The sequence below is a fragment of the Paenibacillus sp. GXUN7292 genome (assembly GCF_050864975.1).
In the GTDB taxonomy this organism is placed as follows: Bacteria; Bacillota; Bacilli; order Paenibacillales; family Paenibacillaceae; genus Pristimantibacillus.
In genome coordinates, this window is sequence record NZ_JBOZWO010000005.1 from 90,467 (window position 1) to 109,014 (window position 18,548).

The following is an 18,548-nucleotide window of genomic DNA, read 5'->3' on the forward strand; positions in this document are numbered from 1 at the left end:
AAAGTAAATGTTTTCACCTTATACTTGTTCCTATATTTCACCGAGAAACGGCACCTCCTTAGCCAAGGACGCGCAGCGTTTTTTCTTGACCGCTAAATGCGCGTCCTTCGTTCAAGCGAAGGACGGCGGGGCGTTTATCCTTGTTTCTATTAGAAAGGCTGGGTGAAATGAAGCAAAGAAGCAAAAGACCGATTATTTGGATTGCAATCTGTTTTGCCGGCGGCAATGCAGCAGCGGCTAATTTGGATATGCGGGGCTTGATTTATTGTGCGGCTGCGTTGATGCTGTTTTTTATCGCTTGGATATATTGGAGGCACTGTACTGCTTCATTAGCTGTCGCTTGCCTCATGCTTTTTTTGCTCGCGGCAGGACAAAGATACTGGATCGATTATAACAATTCTACTGTATTGGCTGAACAATATGCAGCTTTGGAACAGTCGGATGAAATTCAAACTGTCCCAATTCAGCTCAAAGGCGTCGTTACAGCTGCCGCTTTGGCTGATGGCGATCGTATTGCATTGCAGGTGGATAGCCATTGGATCAAAGCAGATACAGAGAGCGGCGGCTTTGCCAAGGAAGAAAAAGAACGTTTTATGGTTCATATCAAGCTGAAGCAAGAGGAGGAGCAGCAGTACGCCAGTCAATTGCAGCGCGGCGTTATTGTAGAGCTGGCAGGCCAGCTGTCGCTGCCGCAAACAGCTGGCAATAGGGGAGGATTTGATTATAAAAGCTATTTGAAAGGGAAAAGAATACATTGGCTGCTAAAAATGGATGGAATTGAACAGATCAATATTATAGCTAGGCCGCAAACCTTACAATTCAAGCTGTTGCATATCGTCGATCAAACGCGCGCTAAGCTCGGCACTCAAATGGACAAGCTGTTTAACGGCGAGCAGGCAGGCTATATGAAAGGGTTAGTGCTAGGGATTCGCGAGGATCTGGATCCGGCGCAATTCAAGCAGTTCTCGGCTTTAGGTTTAACTCATATACTGGCTATTTCAGGCCTGCATGTTGCCGTATTCATGTATATGGTCTCTACTGCTTTAAAGCTGCTTAGATGGACAAGAGAGAAAATTATTGTTGCGCTGATGCTGCTGCTCCCTGTTTATATATTGCTCTCTGGCGCTTCCCCCTCCGTCATTCGTGCCGGATTAATGGCGCTGCTCGGTTTGGCAGCCGCCCGTATGGGGAAGCTTAAGGACGGGCTTCATCTGATCGCAGCAGCTGCTCTCCTCATGCTTGCCCATGACCCTTATTATATAAATGATGTAAGCTTTCAGCTTTCGTTTATCGTTACAATTGGATTGATTATTGGCGTTCCGGCATTGCGCGCAGTGCTGCCGGATTGGAAAAAAGGGAAAATGCTGCTTGATTTATTTTCGGTAACTTTAGTAGCGCAGCTAATCTCTTTTCCTCTGACTATTTATTATTTCAACCAGTTTAATGTGTTATCGATTGCCGCTAATTTTATATTCGTTCCTTTTATCAGTTCTATTATATTGCCGCTTGGCACCATTTCACTTATATGCTCCTATATCTATTTGCCTCTGGGAAGCTTGATCTCCTCGCTAGCTTCTTATGGAAACGATTGGAGCTTTTTTGCTATTCAGTATTTAGCCTCATCCTTAAATCTTTCTTTAATATGGCCATCGCCGCCAGTTTGGTGGATAGTCTGCTGGTATGGCTTATGCTTAGTATTATTCAGGAGCTTCATTCATTTTGCAGGCTTGAAAAGATCGCGCAGACGCGGCTCAAGTGCTGTGCCGATACTGCGTACGAAGAAATATGTTATCCAATTGACGGCCGCTTCTATTTTATTAGTTTTTTCACTATGGGCTGCTTATACGATGCCGCGTTGGGAAAAGTCGGCTGTAATCAGTTTTCTGGATGTAGGGCAAGGCGATGCTATTTTAATAAAAACACCGGCAGGCAGGCATATTCTTCTGGACGGCGGCGGATTAATATCATTTCGCAAGGAAGGAGAGCGGTGGAAGGACCGCAAAGAGCCTTTTGAGATTGGTGAAAAGGTTGTACTGCCGCTGCTTATGAAGCGAGGCGTTCAAAAGCTGGATGCTGTAATTATATCCCATTTGGACAGCGATCATATACGAGGTCTTCAGGCAGTGCTTGAGCATATACCTGTATCAGAGATTTGGTGGAACCAAACGTTAAAAGAGTCGGGTGATGCGATGCAGCTTATGCAGCAGGCTGTCAATAAGCAGATTCCGCTTTATGCAGCCGCAGCCGGTATAAGCTATGAATTGGAAAAAGATGTTGCGATTACGTTCTTATGGCCGGATGAGCGCTCTGCCTCACAGCATCAAATCGCGCTTGTCGCTGATCAGAATGAGCTTAGCGTCGTGCTGCTGCTGCAAATATATGACTTTCAATTTTTGTTAACGGGTGATATCAATTCAGCTACAGAAAAAATAATATTGACTCGGATGGAGGAAGGAAAAGGTCAAATGCTTGGAACGAATTATGCGAAGCCGCGTATTGATGTAATGAAGATTGCGCATCATGGCAGCAAATATTCAACAAGCTCTGAATGGCTCGATTACTGGAAGCCGATATCTGCAGTTGTGTCGGTCAGCGCAACAAACAGCTACGGACATCCGCACCCGGATGTATTGGAGCGGCTGCAGCAGGGGCGAATTGCGCTTTGGAGGACGGATAAAGATGGAGAAATTATGCTAAAAGCAACAAGGCGGCAATTGTTCATTCTGAATTGACATGCGCTCTATATACGAGAAGCATTAATTTTGTTATTCTTGAGTATGTAACTAATCAGTAATTGTATGCATGAAATTGATTTTATTTTAGCTTTTCCTGCAATCTTAAGAGATAATTAAACTTTACCGTTTACAATAATATGTGATGGAATCCGTTTCATAATGTCGTTTATTGCCATAAGCGAATTATGAAATCGATTCGATGCTAAAAAAAATAAAGTATATTTTTAAAATGTTGCAACCTTTCATAATTCAATTCCGTCAAAGAGGTTGCAGGAGGGGAGGATCCTTAGTGGTGGAGCCGGATCTTATTAAAGCAGCTCAGTCTGGCGACAGAGACGCTTTGATAACTCTATTGCGAGAGATTGAAACGCATGTATATCGGACAGCCTATTATATATTAAATAATGAACAGGATGCTCTGGATGCAGCGCAAGAAGCGCTTATTCGAATCTATACAAAGATAGAGTCTTATGAGGAGAAAGCGCAATTTAAAACTTGGGTACAAAGAATTGTAACCAATATTTGCATTGATAAATTTCGTAGAACAAAACCAACTGTCTCCATTGATGAGCATGATCTTGTCTTTCATGAAAAACAAAATGTTGAAGAAACGGTAATGTCGGCATATGCAGTTCAGGACATTCGAGATGCTATCAATCAGCTGCCTGAGCATCATCGCACCGTAGTTGTGCTGCGCTATTTGCAGGATTTTTCGTACAAGGAAATAGCTGATTCGCTTGATTTGCCGCTAAATACTGTGAAATCCTACTTATTTCGAGCCAGGCAGCAGCTGCAAGGCTTACTTCACGAATATGAGAGAGGTGGTGTCCGGGGATGAATTGTCATGAGGTGATGGAATTGATGCAGCGACAACTGGATGAAGAGCTTAGCGAAGCCGAACGTGAACTATGGACTGCACATTCTAGACAGTGTCCGGACTGCACAGAGAAGCTTGAATTGCTCAAGCTTGTCTCTTTAGAACTAACCAGCTTGCCTAAAGTAACACCGCGTTACAGCCTGGTAGATGCGATCATGCCAGAGCTTGATCGATTGGATAGCTTGAAGCAGCAAGAGTCCGTACCGCCAATAAGCGACAAGAACGAAGTAGTACCGATTAAACCGAAACGCAGCAAGTTTTCATGGAAAGCTTTTAGCGGAGTTGTTGCGGCAGCCGCTGTATGCGGCATATTTATTGCGACATATCCGTCCGGAGGCCATTTGAATAAAGAAAATTCGATGCCGATTGCTGCTAATTTGGCAAATACGGCGCAATCTGAGCAACCTCTAGCTGCGCCATTTACTGCGTCCAATTCGCCAGGGGAATCCAAAGCCGGCAAAGTGGGCACGGAATCGTATTTGGGAGAGTTTGATATTAGCAAAGAGGATTTATTCGTCAAAACCAAAGAAGATATAGGCAAGGAAGAAGCTGGTGAACAAAGTAGCTCTGCTGATTCTTCAAAGCGATTCGTCAACGAAAATGGGACAGGGGCGCCAGCGGTAGAGGGTGCTAATGAACCGGAAGAAGAATCTTTAATAACCGGACTGGGCATGCAGCAGCATGTAGATGATTTACCAGGCAATGAAAGCTCCTTGTCGCCCAATGAACAATTTATTGCTTCTGTTCTTAATTACAGTGTAGTGGTGGAGACGGCAAACAAAGAATATGTTATTATGCAAACAGACCGCAAAAATGGAAAGCTAATGAATTTTGTCTGGTCTGAGGACAGCAAGTCTCTTACCTACGAAGTGCATTTGGAGCAGGGCGCGATTATTAAGTACGTCATCGATCTTGATCAGCTTGAAGAACGTCGGGCCAAATCTTAGCATAAATAGTGTGCACATCGAGACATTTGGCGCGTATAATAAGGATATAGGAAGTGTCATCGACGTTGCAAGACGTCTATGACCATTCTCAAGGACGGTACCATGGGCCGTAATTGAGATGTTTATATAGAGACGAAGGGATGCGGCTTCATACAGCTCATCCCTTTGTTGGTGTTCAGATTGGTTTTGTCAAGGGGGCATGCAGGAATGGATATAAGCGGTGCAATTAAGGAAATTAAGGCAGGAAAATATAGGCCGATTTATGTTCTGGTAGGTCAAGATCGCTATCGAATGGCTCAGTTTGTTGATTACATATCGAACGCTATGTTTCAAACAGAGGAGCGTGAAATGGGCATTGTCAAATTTGATACAGCGGAAACCCCACTTGAGGACATCGTGCTTGAAGCGGAGTCACTGCCGTTTTTATTAGAGCGCAAACTGATTGTCGTGCGTGACGCTGTTGTTTTGACTGGAGGCAGCGGCAAGGAAGGAAGTAAAATTGAGCATCGCCCGGATAGCATGCTGCGATATTTGGAGCAGCCGCTTGAAAGCTCGGTTATTGTATTTGTCGTGCAAGCAGAAAAGCTTGATGAACGGCGTAAGCTGGTGAAGCTATTGAAGGAACGTCAATCCGTTATTCCTTTTTATGAGCTCGACGGCGCACAAATGAAGCAATGGATTATAAAAAGAGCGCAGGAGCAAGGAAGAAGCATGACGGAGCAGGCAGCTGAGCTGCTGCAAGCTCGAGTAGGAAATAATATGCAGCAATTGTCACAGGAAGTGGACAAGCTATGTCTGCATGCAGGCTCTGAGGGGGCCATTGATGAAGAAACGGTCGGTATGCTGACAAGTGTCACGATTGAGGAGGATGTATTTGCACTCGTTGATGCAATTGCAGAGCTGCGCATCGAAAATGCGCTGCGGCTTTATCGCAATTTATTGGTTAGACGTGAGGAGCCGATCAAAATTGTCGCTTTAATCGTCAGGCAAATTCGAATGATGCTGCAAATCAAAGAGCTGGAAAAGCATCATTATTCGCCGCAGCAAATGGCTGGACAGATCGGGCAGCACCCTTACGCTGTCAAGCTGGCATCTGAGAAAGGCCGGAAATTTACGATCGACCGGCTTGCAGGCATCCTTGCTTCGCTAGCCGAACTGGACTATAAAATGAAAACAGGCTTGATTGATAAAGCGCTTGGAGTAGAGCTGTTTTTGCTATCCCTGCATACCGAGCAGGAAGCTGGCAGCAAAGCTTAATATGATTCTGCATCCAATCAAATTTACCTAAAACGGCTGCACCAAAAGGTGCAGCCGTTAGTTTGTTTATTAAGCTTGAGAAGCTAGAGCGTTTAGTTTCTTAGCTAGACGCGATTTTTTGCGGGAAGCCGCATTTTTATGAATCAAGCCTTTAGTTACTGCTTTATCCAATTTTTTCGTTGCTGTAACTAGAGCTGCTTTAGCAGCTTCTACATCAGTGCCAACGAGTGCTTGGTCAGCAACTTTAACGGCCGAACGAAGTGCAGATTTTTGTGAAGCATTCAAAGCACGACGCTTTTCATTAGTTTTAACACGTTTAATAGCGGATTTAATGTTTGGCATGGAATTCACCTCCTAAACTGTTCAAAGAAGTGCACGTAGTTTTTCTGTATACTACACAACTTAAAATATACTATCATGCGCTAGGCTAAAATGCAATAGCATCTGCCTTGCATGAAATCGAATCGCTTGCAAATAATACCTTTAGAACTAAGAAAGGGGATTGTATTTATGAACGATGAACTCGATTTGAAAAAATATAGTGTGCGAACGGATTTGGCGCTGGAGGCAAGGGAAATAGCAGAAGGCGCAGCGGCAGGAGCGGGAATTCCCGGCGTTGCATCTGAAACAATAGAAGATGAGGGGATAATGATTACGCATCTCGAGGTTCAGAATGAACAAGGGGCGAGCGCCATTGGCAAAATGGTTGGACGCTACATTACAATAGAGGTGCCCGGCTTGCGTGGCCATGATTCTGATTTGCAAGATAGAGTAGCCACTCAATTCGCCAAAAATTTTGCAGAGTTTTTGGAACGTCTGCAAATCGGAAAAATGTCAAGAGTGTTAATTGTGGGGTTGGGCAATTGGAATGTAACACCGGATGCGCTTGGTCCGCTCGTCGTTGAGAATGTAATGGTTACACGCCATTTATTTGAATTGATGCCTGATCAAATCTCACCGGGCTACCGTTCAGTAAGTGCGATAGCCCCCGGCGTACTCGGTACAACCGGCATAGAATCAAGTGAAATTGTACAAGGTATTGTAGACCGGTCCAAGCCTGATGTCATTATAGCGATAGATGCACTTGCCTCCAGAGCGCTGGAAAGGGTCAATACCACCATTCAAATAGCTGACATTGGCGTTCATCCCGGCTCAGGCATCGGCAATAAGCGAAAGGGGCTGACGAAGGAAATTTTGGGCGTTCCTGTTATTGCGATTGGCGTGCCGACCGTCGTATATGCTTCCACAATTGTCAATAACACATTTGATATGCTGCGCAATCATTTGGATGGCAATAACGGAGATTCCAATCATATTCTCGGCGTCTTAAATCAAATTCCCGAGCATGAGCGTCTGCAGCTTGTAAAAGAAGTGTTAAATCCGCTTGGCCATGATTTGCTTGTTACGCCGAAGGAAGTCGACCAGTTTATCGAGGATATAGCTAATATTATTGCGAGCGGGCTTAATGCAGCATTGCATGAAGCGATCGATAATGATAATGTGGCCGCTTATACACATTAAATAGTATTTAAAATGCCTTGAGCGCCGCTCAAGGCATTTTTTTGAAATAAAAGAAAGTATAAGTTTTCAACCTTATATCTGTTCTTATATTTCATCCGTAAACGCGCCTGTCCAAAGGACAGCGGAGCCGTTTATCCTTGAACATTGGAGAGTGTAAGTTTCACCTTCAAATCTATCAATCTGACAAATGATATAAATAGAAATAGTTCTTTCTCTCAATCGGTTCTATGAAATGCTGCTAGTACATAAATTAATAGTAATTTGATTACATACTAGCGGAGGTAAACGATATGTTGAAAACGATAAGGCTGAGCCACTGGGAAAAAACTAGCTTGAGGACAAGAAGGCTACTGACGAGCGCCAGAGCGTTTTCGATGCTATCGATATGCAGTATGCTGTTCTTTATTTTAATAGGAATCGCTGGGGTCGCTCATCAGCATTATGCTAAATCGCCCATATATTCGATGCGGCAGCTTGCAGCTACAGTATCGGGCGGTATATTTGGGGATATGCTAGAGATGGAAGTGCCGGGCTTTCATAGCAGCCTTGAATCCGAGACATTAAACAGCAAGCAAATCAGCTTGTTTTTAATGCGCGCGCTTACTGATATTAACCTTGAAGATCCGCGCAGTGTACTGGCCAGTGAATTGCCGGGCATGCGGGACAATGAGTATTTTTTGATGCGCAAAGGCTCGGGCACAGATGCTTCGATCGGTCCGCAGGATTATACGCCAATCGCTTACGATCCTTCTATTCCTTTGGAAGAGGAAACAGGCAAAGGAGAAGATGTTTCCAGTTCAAAGGATAACAGCGGCGAGGCAGGGGCGGGGAAGGAAGAGCAGGGCGGCAAAACGGCGACAACGAATGGAGCCAAAAAAGTTTTTATCTATCATTCGCATAATCGCGAATCATGGTATCCGGAGCTGGATGAGAAAGTGAAGGATCCTAACTCGAAAACGAAAAATATTACGCTTGTCGGCAAACGGCTGGCAGAACAGCTAGAGGAAAAGGGTATCGGCGCAATGCACTCTAATATGGATTATCCGACAGCTATTAAAGACTATCGTTGGGAGCTATCCTACAAATATTCTATGAAGACAGTAAAGGAAGCTATAGCAAGCAGCAAGGAGCTCGTTTACTTTTTTGATATTCATCGTGATTCACAAAAAAGAAAATATACAACGGTTGATATTGATGGCAAAAGCTACGCGCAGGTTTATTTTATCATTGGTCATAAAAATCCTAACTGGAAGAAAAACGAAGCCTTTGCTACGCAAATTCATGAAGCGCTTGAAAAGAAATACCCGGGCATCTCAAGAGGCATTTGGGGCAAAACAGCCGCTAACGGAAATGCGGAATATAATCAGTCTCTGGCGGATGGGAATGTGCTTGTTGAAATTGGCGGAGTGGAAAATACGCTGGAGGAATCATACAGAACGGCAGATGCGCTTGCTGAAGTAATCTCCAATATTTATTGGGCGGATGAGAAGGTATCTGGAAAGGAATGATCACAATGAGAAAAAAAGCGTGGAAGTGGGCGCTGTTAGGCGGTGCGCTGACCTTTATTATATTGTACGGCATTGAAATGTCGACCGCAGGAATTGAACGGATTCATGGGCCGCTGCAATCACAGCTGAGTCAAAATGAGCTGAAGCCTCCAGCCTCTGCCGAGCCGGGCTCAAATGTACGTGACGGGGAGCAGGAAATGGAGCAATGGCTGCCGAAAACGGCAACCGAGCGTAAAATCGCCCAGCTGGAAAAAGAGCTCGAGGAAATACGAAAGCTTGCTTCGTTGGAGAAAAAGTATGAAGAGCAGTATAACGAGCTATGGAGCGATCTGCCCGGCGGCGGCAATGGCAGCAGCTCAGCAGTCAATAAATTTGCAGATTCTGCCTCGGGCATGCTGGAGTCGGCGTCGAGCGGCGGCATTAAATTTGTAGTTTCAATGTTTGAAGGATTGTTTAAGTAAACTCCATTGCTGATCGTCGATCTTATTGTTATACTGTTAGAATGATTAGAATTATTGGTAGTGTGGAGGTTTGGCATGATCGACGTTCGTGACCGACAAAAGAAAATTAGAAATTTTTCCATTATTGCGCATATCGACCACGGTAAATCCACGCTTGCGGATCGGATTCTTGAATTTACTGGCGCTTTGTCATCAAGGGAGATGCAAGCGCAAGTACTTGACCAGATGGATTTGGAAAGAGAACGGGGAATTACGATTAAGCTGCATGCTGTGCGGTTAACTTATCGCGCTGATGATGGCGAGCAATATATTCTTAATTTAATCGATACGCCGGGCCATGTCGACTTTACATATGAAGTATCGCGAAGCATGGCAGCTTGCGAGGGTGCTTTGCTGGTAGTCGATGCTGCGCAGGGCATTGAAGCACAGACGCTGGCAAATGTGTATCTGGCACTTGATAACAATTTAGAAATATTGCCTGTATTGAATAAAATCGATTTGCCTAGCGCTGAACCGGATCGTGTAAAGCAGGAAATCGAAGATATTATCGGGCTGGATGCAAGCGATGCCGTTCACGCATCCGCGAAGGCCGGAATAGGGATTAAAGAAATTATTGAGCAGGTCGTGACTAAAGTTCCGCCGCCTGAAGGCGATCCGGATGCGCCCCTTAAAGCTCTTATTTTTGACTCTCACTATGACCCATACAAAGGCGTCATAGTGTATGTGCGTATCGTTGACGGCAGTATCCGTCCGGGCAGCAAAATTCGCTTTATGGCCACTGGCGCGGAGTTCGAGGTGCTGGAGGTCGGCGCATTTATGCCGCGCATGGCTATCATAGATGAGCTTGTCGTAGGTGATGTAGGCTTCGTTGTCGCGGGTATTAAAAATGTAAAGGATACGCGCGTCGGGGATACAATTACTGAAGTTAAGCGTCCTGCTGCCGAGCAATTACCAGGCTATAGACGCATTAATCCAATGGTATTCTGCGGCCTGTATCCGATCGATACGCAGGATTACAATGATTTGCGCGAAGCGCTTGAGAAGCTGGAATTGAACGATGCATCTCTAAGCTATGAGCCCGAGTCGTCTACAGCGCTCGGCTTCGGTTTCCGGTGCGGCTTCCTGGGCTTGCTTCATATGGAGATTATTAAAGAGCGCATCGAAAGAGAATTCAATATTCCATTGATTACTACTGCGCCAAGTGTTATTTATAAGGTTGCGCTTACTAGCGGCGAGGTTATCAATATAGACAACCCATCTAATTATCCTGAATCGGGCAAGCTTGATTATGTGGAGGAGCCGTATGTAAAGGCAAGCATTATTGTGCCGAATGATTTTGTAGGCGCCATTATGGAGCTTTGCCAAAACAAACGCGGAGAGTTTTCCAATATGGAATATTTGGATACTAATCGCGTTACCGTCCATTATGAGCTGCCATTGTCCGAGATTGTATATGATTTCTTTGATATGCTTAAATCAAGCACGAAGGGCTATGCTTCCTTTGATTATGAGCTGTCGGGCTACCGCCGTTCCAATCTGGTCAAAATGGACATTAATTTAAATAACGAAGCAGTTGACGCTTTGTCTGTTATCGTACACCGTGATCGTGCCTATCAACGCGGCCGTCAAATTTGCGAAAAGCTGCGTGAGCTTATTCCTCGCCAAATGTTTGAGGTGCCGATTCAAGCAGCAATCGGCCATAAGGTTATAGCTAGAGAAACAGTCAAAGCGATGCGCAAAAACGTTCTTGCCAAGTGCTACGGCGGTGATATCAGCCGTAAGAGAAAGCTTCTGGAGAAGCAGAAGGAAGGCAAGAAACGAATGAAGCAGGTCGGCAACGTAGAGGTGCCGCAAGAGGCATTTATGGCTGTTCTAAAAATCGACGAATAGCTTCAAGCATAAATAGCACAAGTTACGAACGACGATAAGAGAGAGCGCCGCTCTCTCTTATTTTTCTTGAATTGCTGCCTGCCGGCTCGGCCTGCAGCAAGATTATTTAAAATGACAAGGAGGGATAAGGTTGAATACAATGCTTCATAAGGCACCAAGAGCGCTTTATATTCATATCCCTTTCTGCACGAATAAATGCCATTACTGTGATTTTACCTCCTATGTGCTTAGAGGCCAGCCGGTCGATCACTATTTGGACGCGCTCGAGCAGGAAATGATTCAAACTGCTAAAATGCAGCCGCCGACTGAAATCGATACTGTGTTCGTCGGCGGCGGCACGCCGACCGTACTTACGCCGCCTCAGATGGAACGATTTCTTAAAGCGGTGAATACACATTTTCCGTTAGCCAAAAATGTGGAGTTTACGATGGAGGCAAACCCCGGCACAACTGATTTGGATAAGCTTGCCGTTATGTATCATGGAGGCGTTAACCGGATCAGCTTCGGCGTTCAATCCTTTGACAACGGCTTGCTCGAGCGGATTGGCCGAATTCATAACGTAGACGACGTTTATAACAGCATTGCAAACGCACGCCAAGTGGGCTTCAGCAATTTATCGATTGATCTTATGTTCGGATTGCCCGGCCAGACGCTGGAGCAGCTTTCAGACAGTGTTGAAAAAGCGCTGCAGCTGCAATTGCCGCATTATTCGCTCTACAGCTTGAAGGTGGAGGAAAACACGCTGTTCCACCATCTGTATGCTCGTAATGAGCTGCCTCTTCCATCAGAGGAGGAGGAGCTGAATATGTTTCTCTTGCTGATGGAGCGCTTAAAGGCTAATGGCTACAGCCATTACGAAATAAGCAATTTTGCTAAGCCGGGCTACGAAGGAAAGCATAATTCCACCTACTGGCGCAACGAGCCTTACTATGGGCTTGGTGCTGGCGCGCATGGTTATTCGCAGAGAATAAGGCATGTCAATATTAAAGGCGTGCAGCCTTATATTGATGCAGCTAATGCTGGACTGCCTAGATTAGAGCAGCTTGAAGTGTCGGAAGAGGAAGCGATGGAGGATTTTATGATGGTTGGCTTAAGGCTGCTCTGCGGTGTCAAAATATCTGACTTCGCTAAACAGTTCCCTTCCTTCACACTGGAAGAAAAGTTTGCTGAGCCGCTGGCGAATCTGTTGGACGCACAGCTGATTGAGAAGCTGGAGCGGCAGAATGATGTTATTTACCGCTTAACGAATCGCGGTGTTCTGCTTGGCAACGAAGTGTTCGGCGCTTTTTTGCTTAATAATTAGCAGATCAAAAACTTCGATGAGACAGGACAAATAGTTATTGAGAAATAATTCGTGTTGTTGTATATTTATTCATAATATAAAAACCGAGTGGAGGTGAGGCAGCGATGCAAACCGAGGATGTAATTTGCCGTCAAGCTACGCTGGACGATGTTGAGGCATTATATCTATTAATACAGGATTATGCAGATCAAGGCATTATGCTGCCGCGAACGCGTGAAGCGCTCGCTGCATCTATTGATTCGTTCGTAGTTGCAGAGCTAAACCATAAGGTTGTCGGCTGCGGCTCGCTGACATTGCTAGGTCAGGATTTGGTAGAAATCAGATCGCTTGGCATGAGCGAGGAGTATAAAGGATTGGGCATAGGCAGTAAATTGGTCGATCAGCTGATCGCGCAAGCGAAGGAGCGTAAAATAAGCAAAATTATGGCGCTGACGTACGCTGTTCCCTTTTTTGAGCGGAATGGCTTTACCGTTGTCGATAAAGAAATATTTCCTGAGAAGGTATGGACGGACTGTGTCGTTTGTCCGAAGCGCTTTGCCTGTGATGAGATCGCTGTTATGAAAAAGCTCTTTTAATAATCCTTTCATCTAAACATGTTATCAATGCCAAATTGGTCCAAAAAATACCGAACTGACTTGACAACGGTTAAGCTGGTTTGGTATTTTTGTATTAGTGATTAGCACTCGACTGAATTGAGTGCTAACGATAGAAAAAGTAAGATCGGCCACATCATGAATTGGAGGGATGAAATATGCTGACTGAGCGGCAACGCATGATATTGAATGCTATTGTCGATGACTATATTCGTACGGCAGAGCCTGTCGGATCAAGAAGTATTTCCAAGCGCGGAGATATCGGTTTCAGCCCTGCAACAATTCGCAATGAGATGGCAGATTTGGAGGAGCTTGGCTTTTTGGAGCAGCCTCATACCTCTGCCGGTCGCGTGCCGTCTACTAAAGGCTATCGGTATTATGTTGATCATTTAATACACATTAATGAAATTGGGGAAAAGGATCTGGCTTTGATGCGTACGCTCGTGACGGATCAAAAGCTTCAAATCGAGCAGGTTATTCAGCATGCCGCCATGATATTGTCTAACTTGACGAATTACACGTCCATTTTGCTTGGACCGGAGACGATAAGCACGTCACTCAAGCATTTTGGCATCGTGCCGCTGGACGCATCCTCTGCTGTTGCTATTATCGTAACCAATACAGGCCATGTAGAGAATCGTACGATTACGCTTCCTGCCGGTTTGTCGATGAGCGATATGGAAAAGGTAGTCAATATATTGAATACCAAGCTGGTTGGCGTTCCGATCATTAAGCTGAAATCAAGGCTGTACAGTGAGGTAGGGCGTGAGCTTGAGCGGTATACGGATCATTATGAGCAGCTGCTGATCGTGCTTGAGCAGGCATTGGCCAGCGAGGAGGATGAGAATCGAATTTTCCTTAGCGGAACGACGAATATGCTTACTCAGCCAGAGTTCAAAGACGTGGATAAGGTTAAGACAATACTTGATTTGCTCGATGAAACACCGACTATTTTAAAGATGTTCACAGATTTGCCTGCAGGCATTCAGGTTCGAATCGGCTCTGAAAACGACCATAAGGCAATTACCGACTGCAGCTTGATAACGGCAACTTATGCTATAGATGGTCAAGCGTTAGGGACAATTGGCATTTTAGGTCCTACTCGAATGGAATATGGCAAGGTAATTGGTTTAATTGACTTTTTATCGAAAGATATGGCGATTCGTCTAGGACGTTGGTATAAGTAAAGTAAATAAGGAGGTGACATGGTGAGTACAGAGGAACAACGCGTAGAGGATACAGAAATTAATGCAGATCATCAGGAAGCAGAAGCTCCGGAGCAAAATGCTGCAGGAGCTGACGAAGCAAGAGACGCTGCAGAGAACACTCAAACGGCTCAAGAAGAAGATGCTCGCTATACAGAACTGAAAAATCAGGTGGAAGAGCAGCAGCAGCGTTTTTTACGCGCGCAGGCTGATTTTGATAATTTCAGACGCCGCACGATGAAGGAAAAGGAAGAGCTTGGACAATATGCTTCGATGAAGCTTATTGAGCAGCTGCTTCCCGTTGTTGACAATTTTGAGCGTGCGATCGCTGCAACAGGAGCAAATAAAGATTTTGATTCGCTTGCTAAGGGTGTAGAGATGATTTTCAAACAGCTTGCTCAAGTATTGGAGCAGGAAGGCCTTAAGCCTATGACTACAGTCGGCGAAGTGTTCAATCCAGATTTCCATCAAGCGATTATGCAGGTGGAATCAGATGAATATGAAGAGGGAATTGTAGTGGAAGAGGTTCAGAAGGGCTATCTGATGAAGGAAAAAGTATTGCGCCCGGCTATGGTGAAAGTAAGCGGCTGATCAATGCCCGGCAATGATAAGCATGCTTGTTATAGAAAACGGACGGCAACGTCGTTATATTGCAATTGATTATTGAGGAGGCACTTTGATTATGAGTAAAGTAATTGGTATTGACCTTGGTACAACTAACTCCTGCGTATCCGTAATGGAAGGCGGCGAAGCTGTCGTTATTCCAAATCCGGAAGGCAACCGCACTACTCCTTCTGTAGTAGGCTTTAAAAAGGACGGCGAGCGTGTCGTTGGCGAAACAGCAAAACGCCAGGCCATCACTAATCCGGACCGTACGATCAGCTCGATAAAAAGACATATCGGTACAAACCATAAAGAAAAAGTAGATGACAAAGAGTATACGCCGCAAGAAATTTCGGCTATTATTCTTCAAAAGCTGAAGTCTGATGCAGAAGCTTATCTTGGCCAGCCGGTAACGCAAGCAGTTATTACGGTTCCAGCATACTTCAACGACAGCCAGCGTCAAGCGACTAAGGATGCTGGTAAAATTGCCGGCTTGGAAGTTTTGCGTATCGTTAATGAGCCGACTGCAGCAGCTCTAGCTTACGGTTTGGAAAAAACAGAAGATCAAACGATCCTTGTATACGACCTCGGCGGCGGTACATTCGACGTTTCTATTCTTGAGCTTGGCGACGGCTTCTTTGAAGTTAAAGCTACAAGCGGCGATAACAAACTGGGCGGAGACGATTTCGACCAAGTTATTATTGATTACCTTGTTGAGCAGTTCAAGAAGGAGCAAGGTATAGATCTTTCTAAGGACAAGGCTGCAGTACAGCGTCTTAAGGATGCTGCTGAGAAAGCGAAGAAAGAGTTGTCCGGCGTGCTTACCACATCTATTTCCTTGCCGTTTATTACGATGGTAGACGGAGTTCCACAGCATTTGGAGATGAGTCTGTCCCGCGCTAAATTCGAAGAGCTTGCTGCTCCGCTTGTTGAGCGTACGCTTGGCCCGGTTCGTCAAGCGCTAAGCGATGCTGGCTTGTCTGCTAATGAAATTCATAAAATTGTTCTTGTCGGCGGCTCGACTCGTGTTCCTGCTGTACAAGAAGCGGTTAAGAAGCTAACCGGCAAAGAGCCTCATAAAGGTGTGAACCCGGATGAAGTAGTTGCTTTGGGAGCTGCTGTTCAGGCAGGTATTTTAAGCGGCGATGTGAAGGACGTTGTATTGCTTGACGTTACCCCGCTTTCACTTGGTATTGAAACAGCTGGCGGCGTGTTTACTAAGATGATTGAGCGCAACACAACTATTCCTACAAGCAAATCACAAGTTTTCTCCACTTATGCAGACAATCAGCCGGGTGTAGAAATTCATGTTCTTCAGGGCGAGCGCTCTATGGCAGCAGGCAACAAAACGCTTGGCCGCTTTACGCTAAGCGATATTCCTCCTGCACCGCGCGGTGTGCCGCAGATCGAAGTAACCTTCGACATTGATGCCAACGGTATCGTAAACGTATCTGCACTGGATAAAGGAACAGGCAAGAGCCAAAACATTACAATCACTTCTTCCAGCGGTCTGAGCGATGAAGAAATCGACAAAATGATGAAGGATGCCGAGCTGCATGCTGAAGAGGACCGCAAGCGCCGTGATTTGGTAGAAGCAAAAAATAACGGGGACCAATTGGTATATACGGTTGAAAAAACAATTAAAGACCTTGGCGACAAAGTCGATGCTTCTGAGATTGACAAAGCGAACGCTGCGAAGGATAAACTGGTAGCTGCTCTAGCTACTGATGATATTGAGCAAATTAATGCTGCAACAACTGAGCTGACTGAAATTGTTCAACAGCTGTCTGTTAAGCTGTATGAGCAAGCACAAGGCGCGCCTGGAGCTGACGCTGGTGCTGGTGCTGAGCAGTCTGGTGCTAAAGGCAAAGATAATGTTGTAGATGCAGATTATGAGGTTGTTGACGACAACAAGTAAGAACGAATTTAGCGGTTGTGAGGTCAAAGACAGGGGCTTCCTGACTTTGGCCTCCTTTTCATGGAAATAGCATTAAATAATTTTCTTACTATTTTTTCGTAATGCAAGCAAGTAATTATAAGCTTATGTTATCATATGATATTGCGGAGGTGAGATCAGGTGGCAAATAAACGAGATTATTACGAGGTGCTTGGCATAAGCAAAGATGCCTCAGCTGATGATATAAAGAAATCTTATCGCAGGCTTGCCCGGCAATATCATCCTGACGTCAATAAAGCAGCGGATGCTGAAGAGAAATTTAAAGAAGTAAAAGAAGCTTATGACGTGCTAAGCGATGACGGCAAGCGCTCCACCTATGATCGCTATGGGCATGTTGACCCGAATCAAGGGATGGGCGGCGCCGGCGGAGCAGATTTTGGCGGCTTTGGCGACATATTTGATATGTTCTTTGGCGGCGGTGGCGGCAGAAGAGATCCTAATGCGCCGCAACGCGGCAATGACTTGCAGTATACGATGACGATTGATTTCAAGGAAGCGGTATTTGGCAAGGAAACAGAAATTACAATTCCTCGTACGGAATCGTGTGAACCATGCCGAGGTACAGGCGCCAAGCCTGGGACGCATCCTGAAACCTGTTCGGTGTGCCGCGGAAGCGGACAGCAGGAGGTTGTATCCAATACGCCGTTCGGTCGAATGGTTAACCGCAGAGCGTGCTCAAACTGCAGCGGTACAGGCAAGGTAATTAAAGAAAAATGTGGAACTTGCCATGGCGCAGGCCAGGTGAAGAAGCAGCGTAAAATTAAAGTTAATATTCCGGCAGGTGTGGATGAAGGCGCACAAATTCGCATTAGCGGCGAAGGTGAAGGCGGCCTGAGAGGCGGTCCGGCTGGGGATTTGTATATTGTGCTGCGAGTAAAGCCGCATGAATTTTTCGATCGCGAGGGCGACGATATATATTGCGAGGTGCCGCTAACCTTTGTACAGGCGGCGCTGGGTGATGAAATAGAAATCCCTACATTGACGGAAAAGGTAAAACTCAAAATTCCGGCCGGTACACAAACCGGAACGTACTTCCGATTGAATGGAAAGGGCGTGCCCAAATTGCGAGGCTATGGCCAGGGCGATCAGCATGTCAAGGTAACGTTAGTGACTCCTACTAAACTTACAGAAGAACAGAAGGATTTGCTGCGTCAATTCGGCGGTATTGCAGGCGAAACAAATGTTGAGCAAGGCGAGCATCATGAGTCGATTTTTGAACGGATGAAAAAAGCGTTTCGCGGCGATTAAGCATGCCATTAAGCGATAGGCGAACTGCTAGTGACAGTATCATATGTCGATTTAATAAGCCTGGCTTATGCATAGCAATATGCATAGGTTAGGCTTTTATTTTTTTTAAGACTGAAAGATTAGCATGATTGGCGGAGTTTTATTGAAATACGAATGAAAAGCAGCGGTCAGATCAACAATACATAGTAATAATGGCATGAAGCTTTGCCTTATAAGATGTTAAAGGAGCTGGACAATATGGGTAAAGAAAAGAAAAAACAATTAGATGACAAACTGCTGAACGAAAGTGATTTCAAGCAAAAAAACGACGAACAGACGGAAACTTTTAATAATGATTTGGACAAGATCAATTTTGCTGAACTGCCGATTGAATCTGAGCTAGAAGAGTAATGTAACGGCTCCCTCGTTTAAATAAATAAAAAATAGCCTTCCGTCAAACAGAT

The 18,548-nt window shown here is 45.2% G+C and carries 16 protein-coding genes; 15 read left to right on the forward strand and 1 reads right to left on the reverse strand.

All coding sequences use genetic code 11. From position 1 onward, the window contains the following. Positions 1-167: 167 nt before the first annotated feature. The 4 genes from ACRRU2_RS06760 (at position 168) to holA (ending at position 5,816) form a co-directional block, all read left to right on the forward strand. Entirely contained in the window at positions 168-2,732 is a 2,565-nt protein-coding gene (locus tag ACRRU2_RS06760; RefSeq protein ID WP_331701077.1) for a DNA internalization-related competence protein ComEC/Rec2, read from the forward strand. Positions 2,733-3,024: 292 nt separating this feature from the next. Then, positions 3,025-3,573, forward strand: a complete 549-nt coding sequence (locus tag ACRRU2_RS06765; RefSeq protein WP_331701076.1) for an RNA polymerase sigma factor — start codon at positions 3,025-3,027, stop codon at positions 3,571-3,573. Further along, positions 3,570-4,559 carry an anti-sigma factor gene (locus ACRRU2_RS06770; RefSeq protein ID WP_331701075.1) on the forward strand — a complete coding sequence of 330 codons (990 nt, stop codon included), beginning with the start codon at positions 3,570-3,572 and terminating at the stop codon, positions 4,557-4,559. Before ACRRU2_RS06765 ends, ACRRU2_RS06770 begins: the two co-directional genes overlap by 4 nt. Before the next feature lie 207 nt (positions 4,560-4,766). Continuing rightward, a complete protein-coding gene (gene holA / locus ACRRU2_RS06775) occupies positions 4,767-5,816 on the forward strand; it encodes a DNA polymerase III subunit delta (RefSeq protein WP_331701074.1) in 1,050 nt (349 codons plus the stop codon). A gap of 69 nt (positions 5,817-5,885) precedes the next feature. Here holA and rpsT read toward each other — a convergent pair whose 3' ends face one another. Beyond that, the gene (rpsT, locus tag ACRRU2_RS06780; RefSeq protein WP_331701073.1) at positions 5,886-6,158 is read right to left on the reverse strand and encodes a 30S ribosomal protein S20; all 273 of its coding nucleotides are present in this window, start codon (positions 6,156-6,158) and stop codon (positions 5,886-5,888) included. Positions 6,159-6,326: 168 nt separating this feature from the next. Here rpsT and gpr point away from each other — a divergent pair, with 168 nt between their 5' ends. The 11 genes from gpr (at position 6,327) to ACRRU2_RS06835 (ending at position 18,495) form a co-directional block, all read left to right on the forward strand. Next, positions 6,327-7,337, forward strand: coding sequence for a GPR endopeptidase (gpr, locus tag ACRRU2_RS06785; protein WP_331701072.1), 1,011 nt, complete (start codon positions 6,327-6,329; stop codon positions 7,335-7,337). Positions 7,338-7,627: 290 nt separating this feature from the next. Beyond that, the gene (spoIIP, locus tag ACRRU2_RS06790; RefSeq protein WP_331701071.1) at positions 7,628-8,845 is read left to right on the forward strand and encodes a stage II sporulation protein P; all 1,218 of its coding nucleotides are present in this window, start codon (positions 7,628-7,630) and stop codon (positions 8,843-8,845) included. A 5-nt stretch (positions 8,846-8,850) separates the two neighbouring features. After that, positions 8,851-9,306: a hypothetical protein gene (locus ACRRU2_RS06795; RefSeq protein ID WP_331701070.1), complete on the forward strand. Its 456-nt coding sequence runs from the start codon at positions 8,851-8,853 to the stop codon at positions 9,304-9,306. 75 nt (positions 9,307-9,381) lie between these two features. Next, positions 9,382-11,196, forward strand: a complete 1,815-nt coding sequence (gene lepA / locus ACRRU2_RS06800; RefSeq protein ID WP_432500507.1) for a translation elongation factor 4 — start codon at positions 9,382-9,384, stop codon at positions 11,194-11,196. A 139-nt stretch (positions 11,197-11,335) separates the two neighbouring features. Further along, the gene (gene hemW / locus ACRRU2_RS06805; protein ID WP_331701105.1) at positions 11,336-12,499 is read left to right on the forward strand and encodes a radical SAM family heme chaperone HemW; all 1,164 of its coding nucleotides are present in this window, start codon (positions 11,336-11,338) and stop codon (positions 12,497-12,499) included. Positions 12,500-12,603: 104 nt separating this feature from the next. After that, on the forward strand, positions 12,604-13,074 hold the full coding sequence (locus ACRRU2_RS06810; RefSeq protein WP_331701068.1) for an N-acetyltransferase: 471 nt from the start codon (positions 12,604-12,606) through the stop codon (positions 13,072-13,074). Between the two features lie 176 nt (positions 13,075-13,250). Then, complete coding sequence (hrcA, locus tag ACRRU2_RS06815) at positions 13,251-14,279, forward strand: heat-inducible transcriptional repressor HrcA (RefSeq protein ID WP_331701067.1); 1,029 nt, start codon at positions 13,251-13,253, stop codon at positions 14,277-14,279. Between the two features lie 18 nt (positions 14,280-14,297). After that, positions 14,298-14,888 (forward strand): nucleotide exchange factor GrpE, encoded by a 591-nt coding sequence (grpE, locus tag ACRRU2_RS06820; RefSeq protein ID WP_331701066.1) that lies wholly within the window; start codon positions 14,298-14,300, stop codon positions 14,886-14,888. A gap of 91 nt (positions 14,889-14,979) precedes the next feature. Further along, the gene (gene dnaK / locus ACRRU2_RS06825) at positions 14,980-16,818 is read left to right on the forward strand and encodes a molecular chaperone DnaK (RefSeq protein ID WP_432500508.1); all 1,839 of its coding nucleotides are present in this window, start codon (positions 14,980-14,982) and stop codon (positions 16,816-16,818) included. A gap of 159 nt (positions 16,819-16,977) precedes the next feature. Then, a complete protein-coding gene (gene dnaJ / locus ACRRU2_RS06830; protein WP_432500509.1) occupies positions 16,978-18,105 on the forward strand; it encodes a molecular chaperone DnaJ in 1,128 nt (375 codons plus the stop codon). Positions 18,106-18,342: 237 nt separating this feature from the next. Further along, entirely contained in the window at positions 18,343-18,495 is a 153-nt protein-coding gene (locus ACRRU2_RS06835; protein WP_432500510.1) for a hypothetical protein, read from the forward strand. The last annotated feature ends 53 nt before the right edge of the window (positions 18,496-18,548 follow it).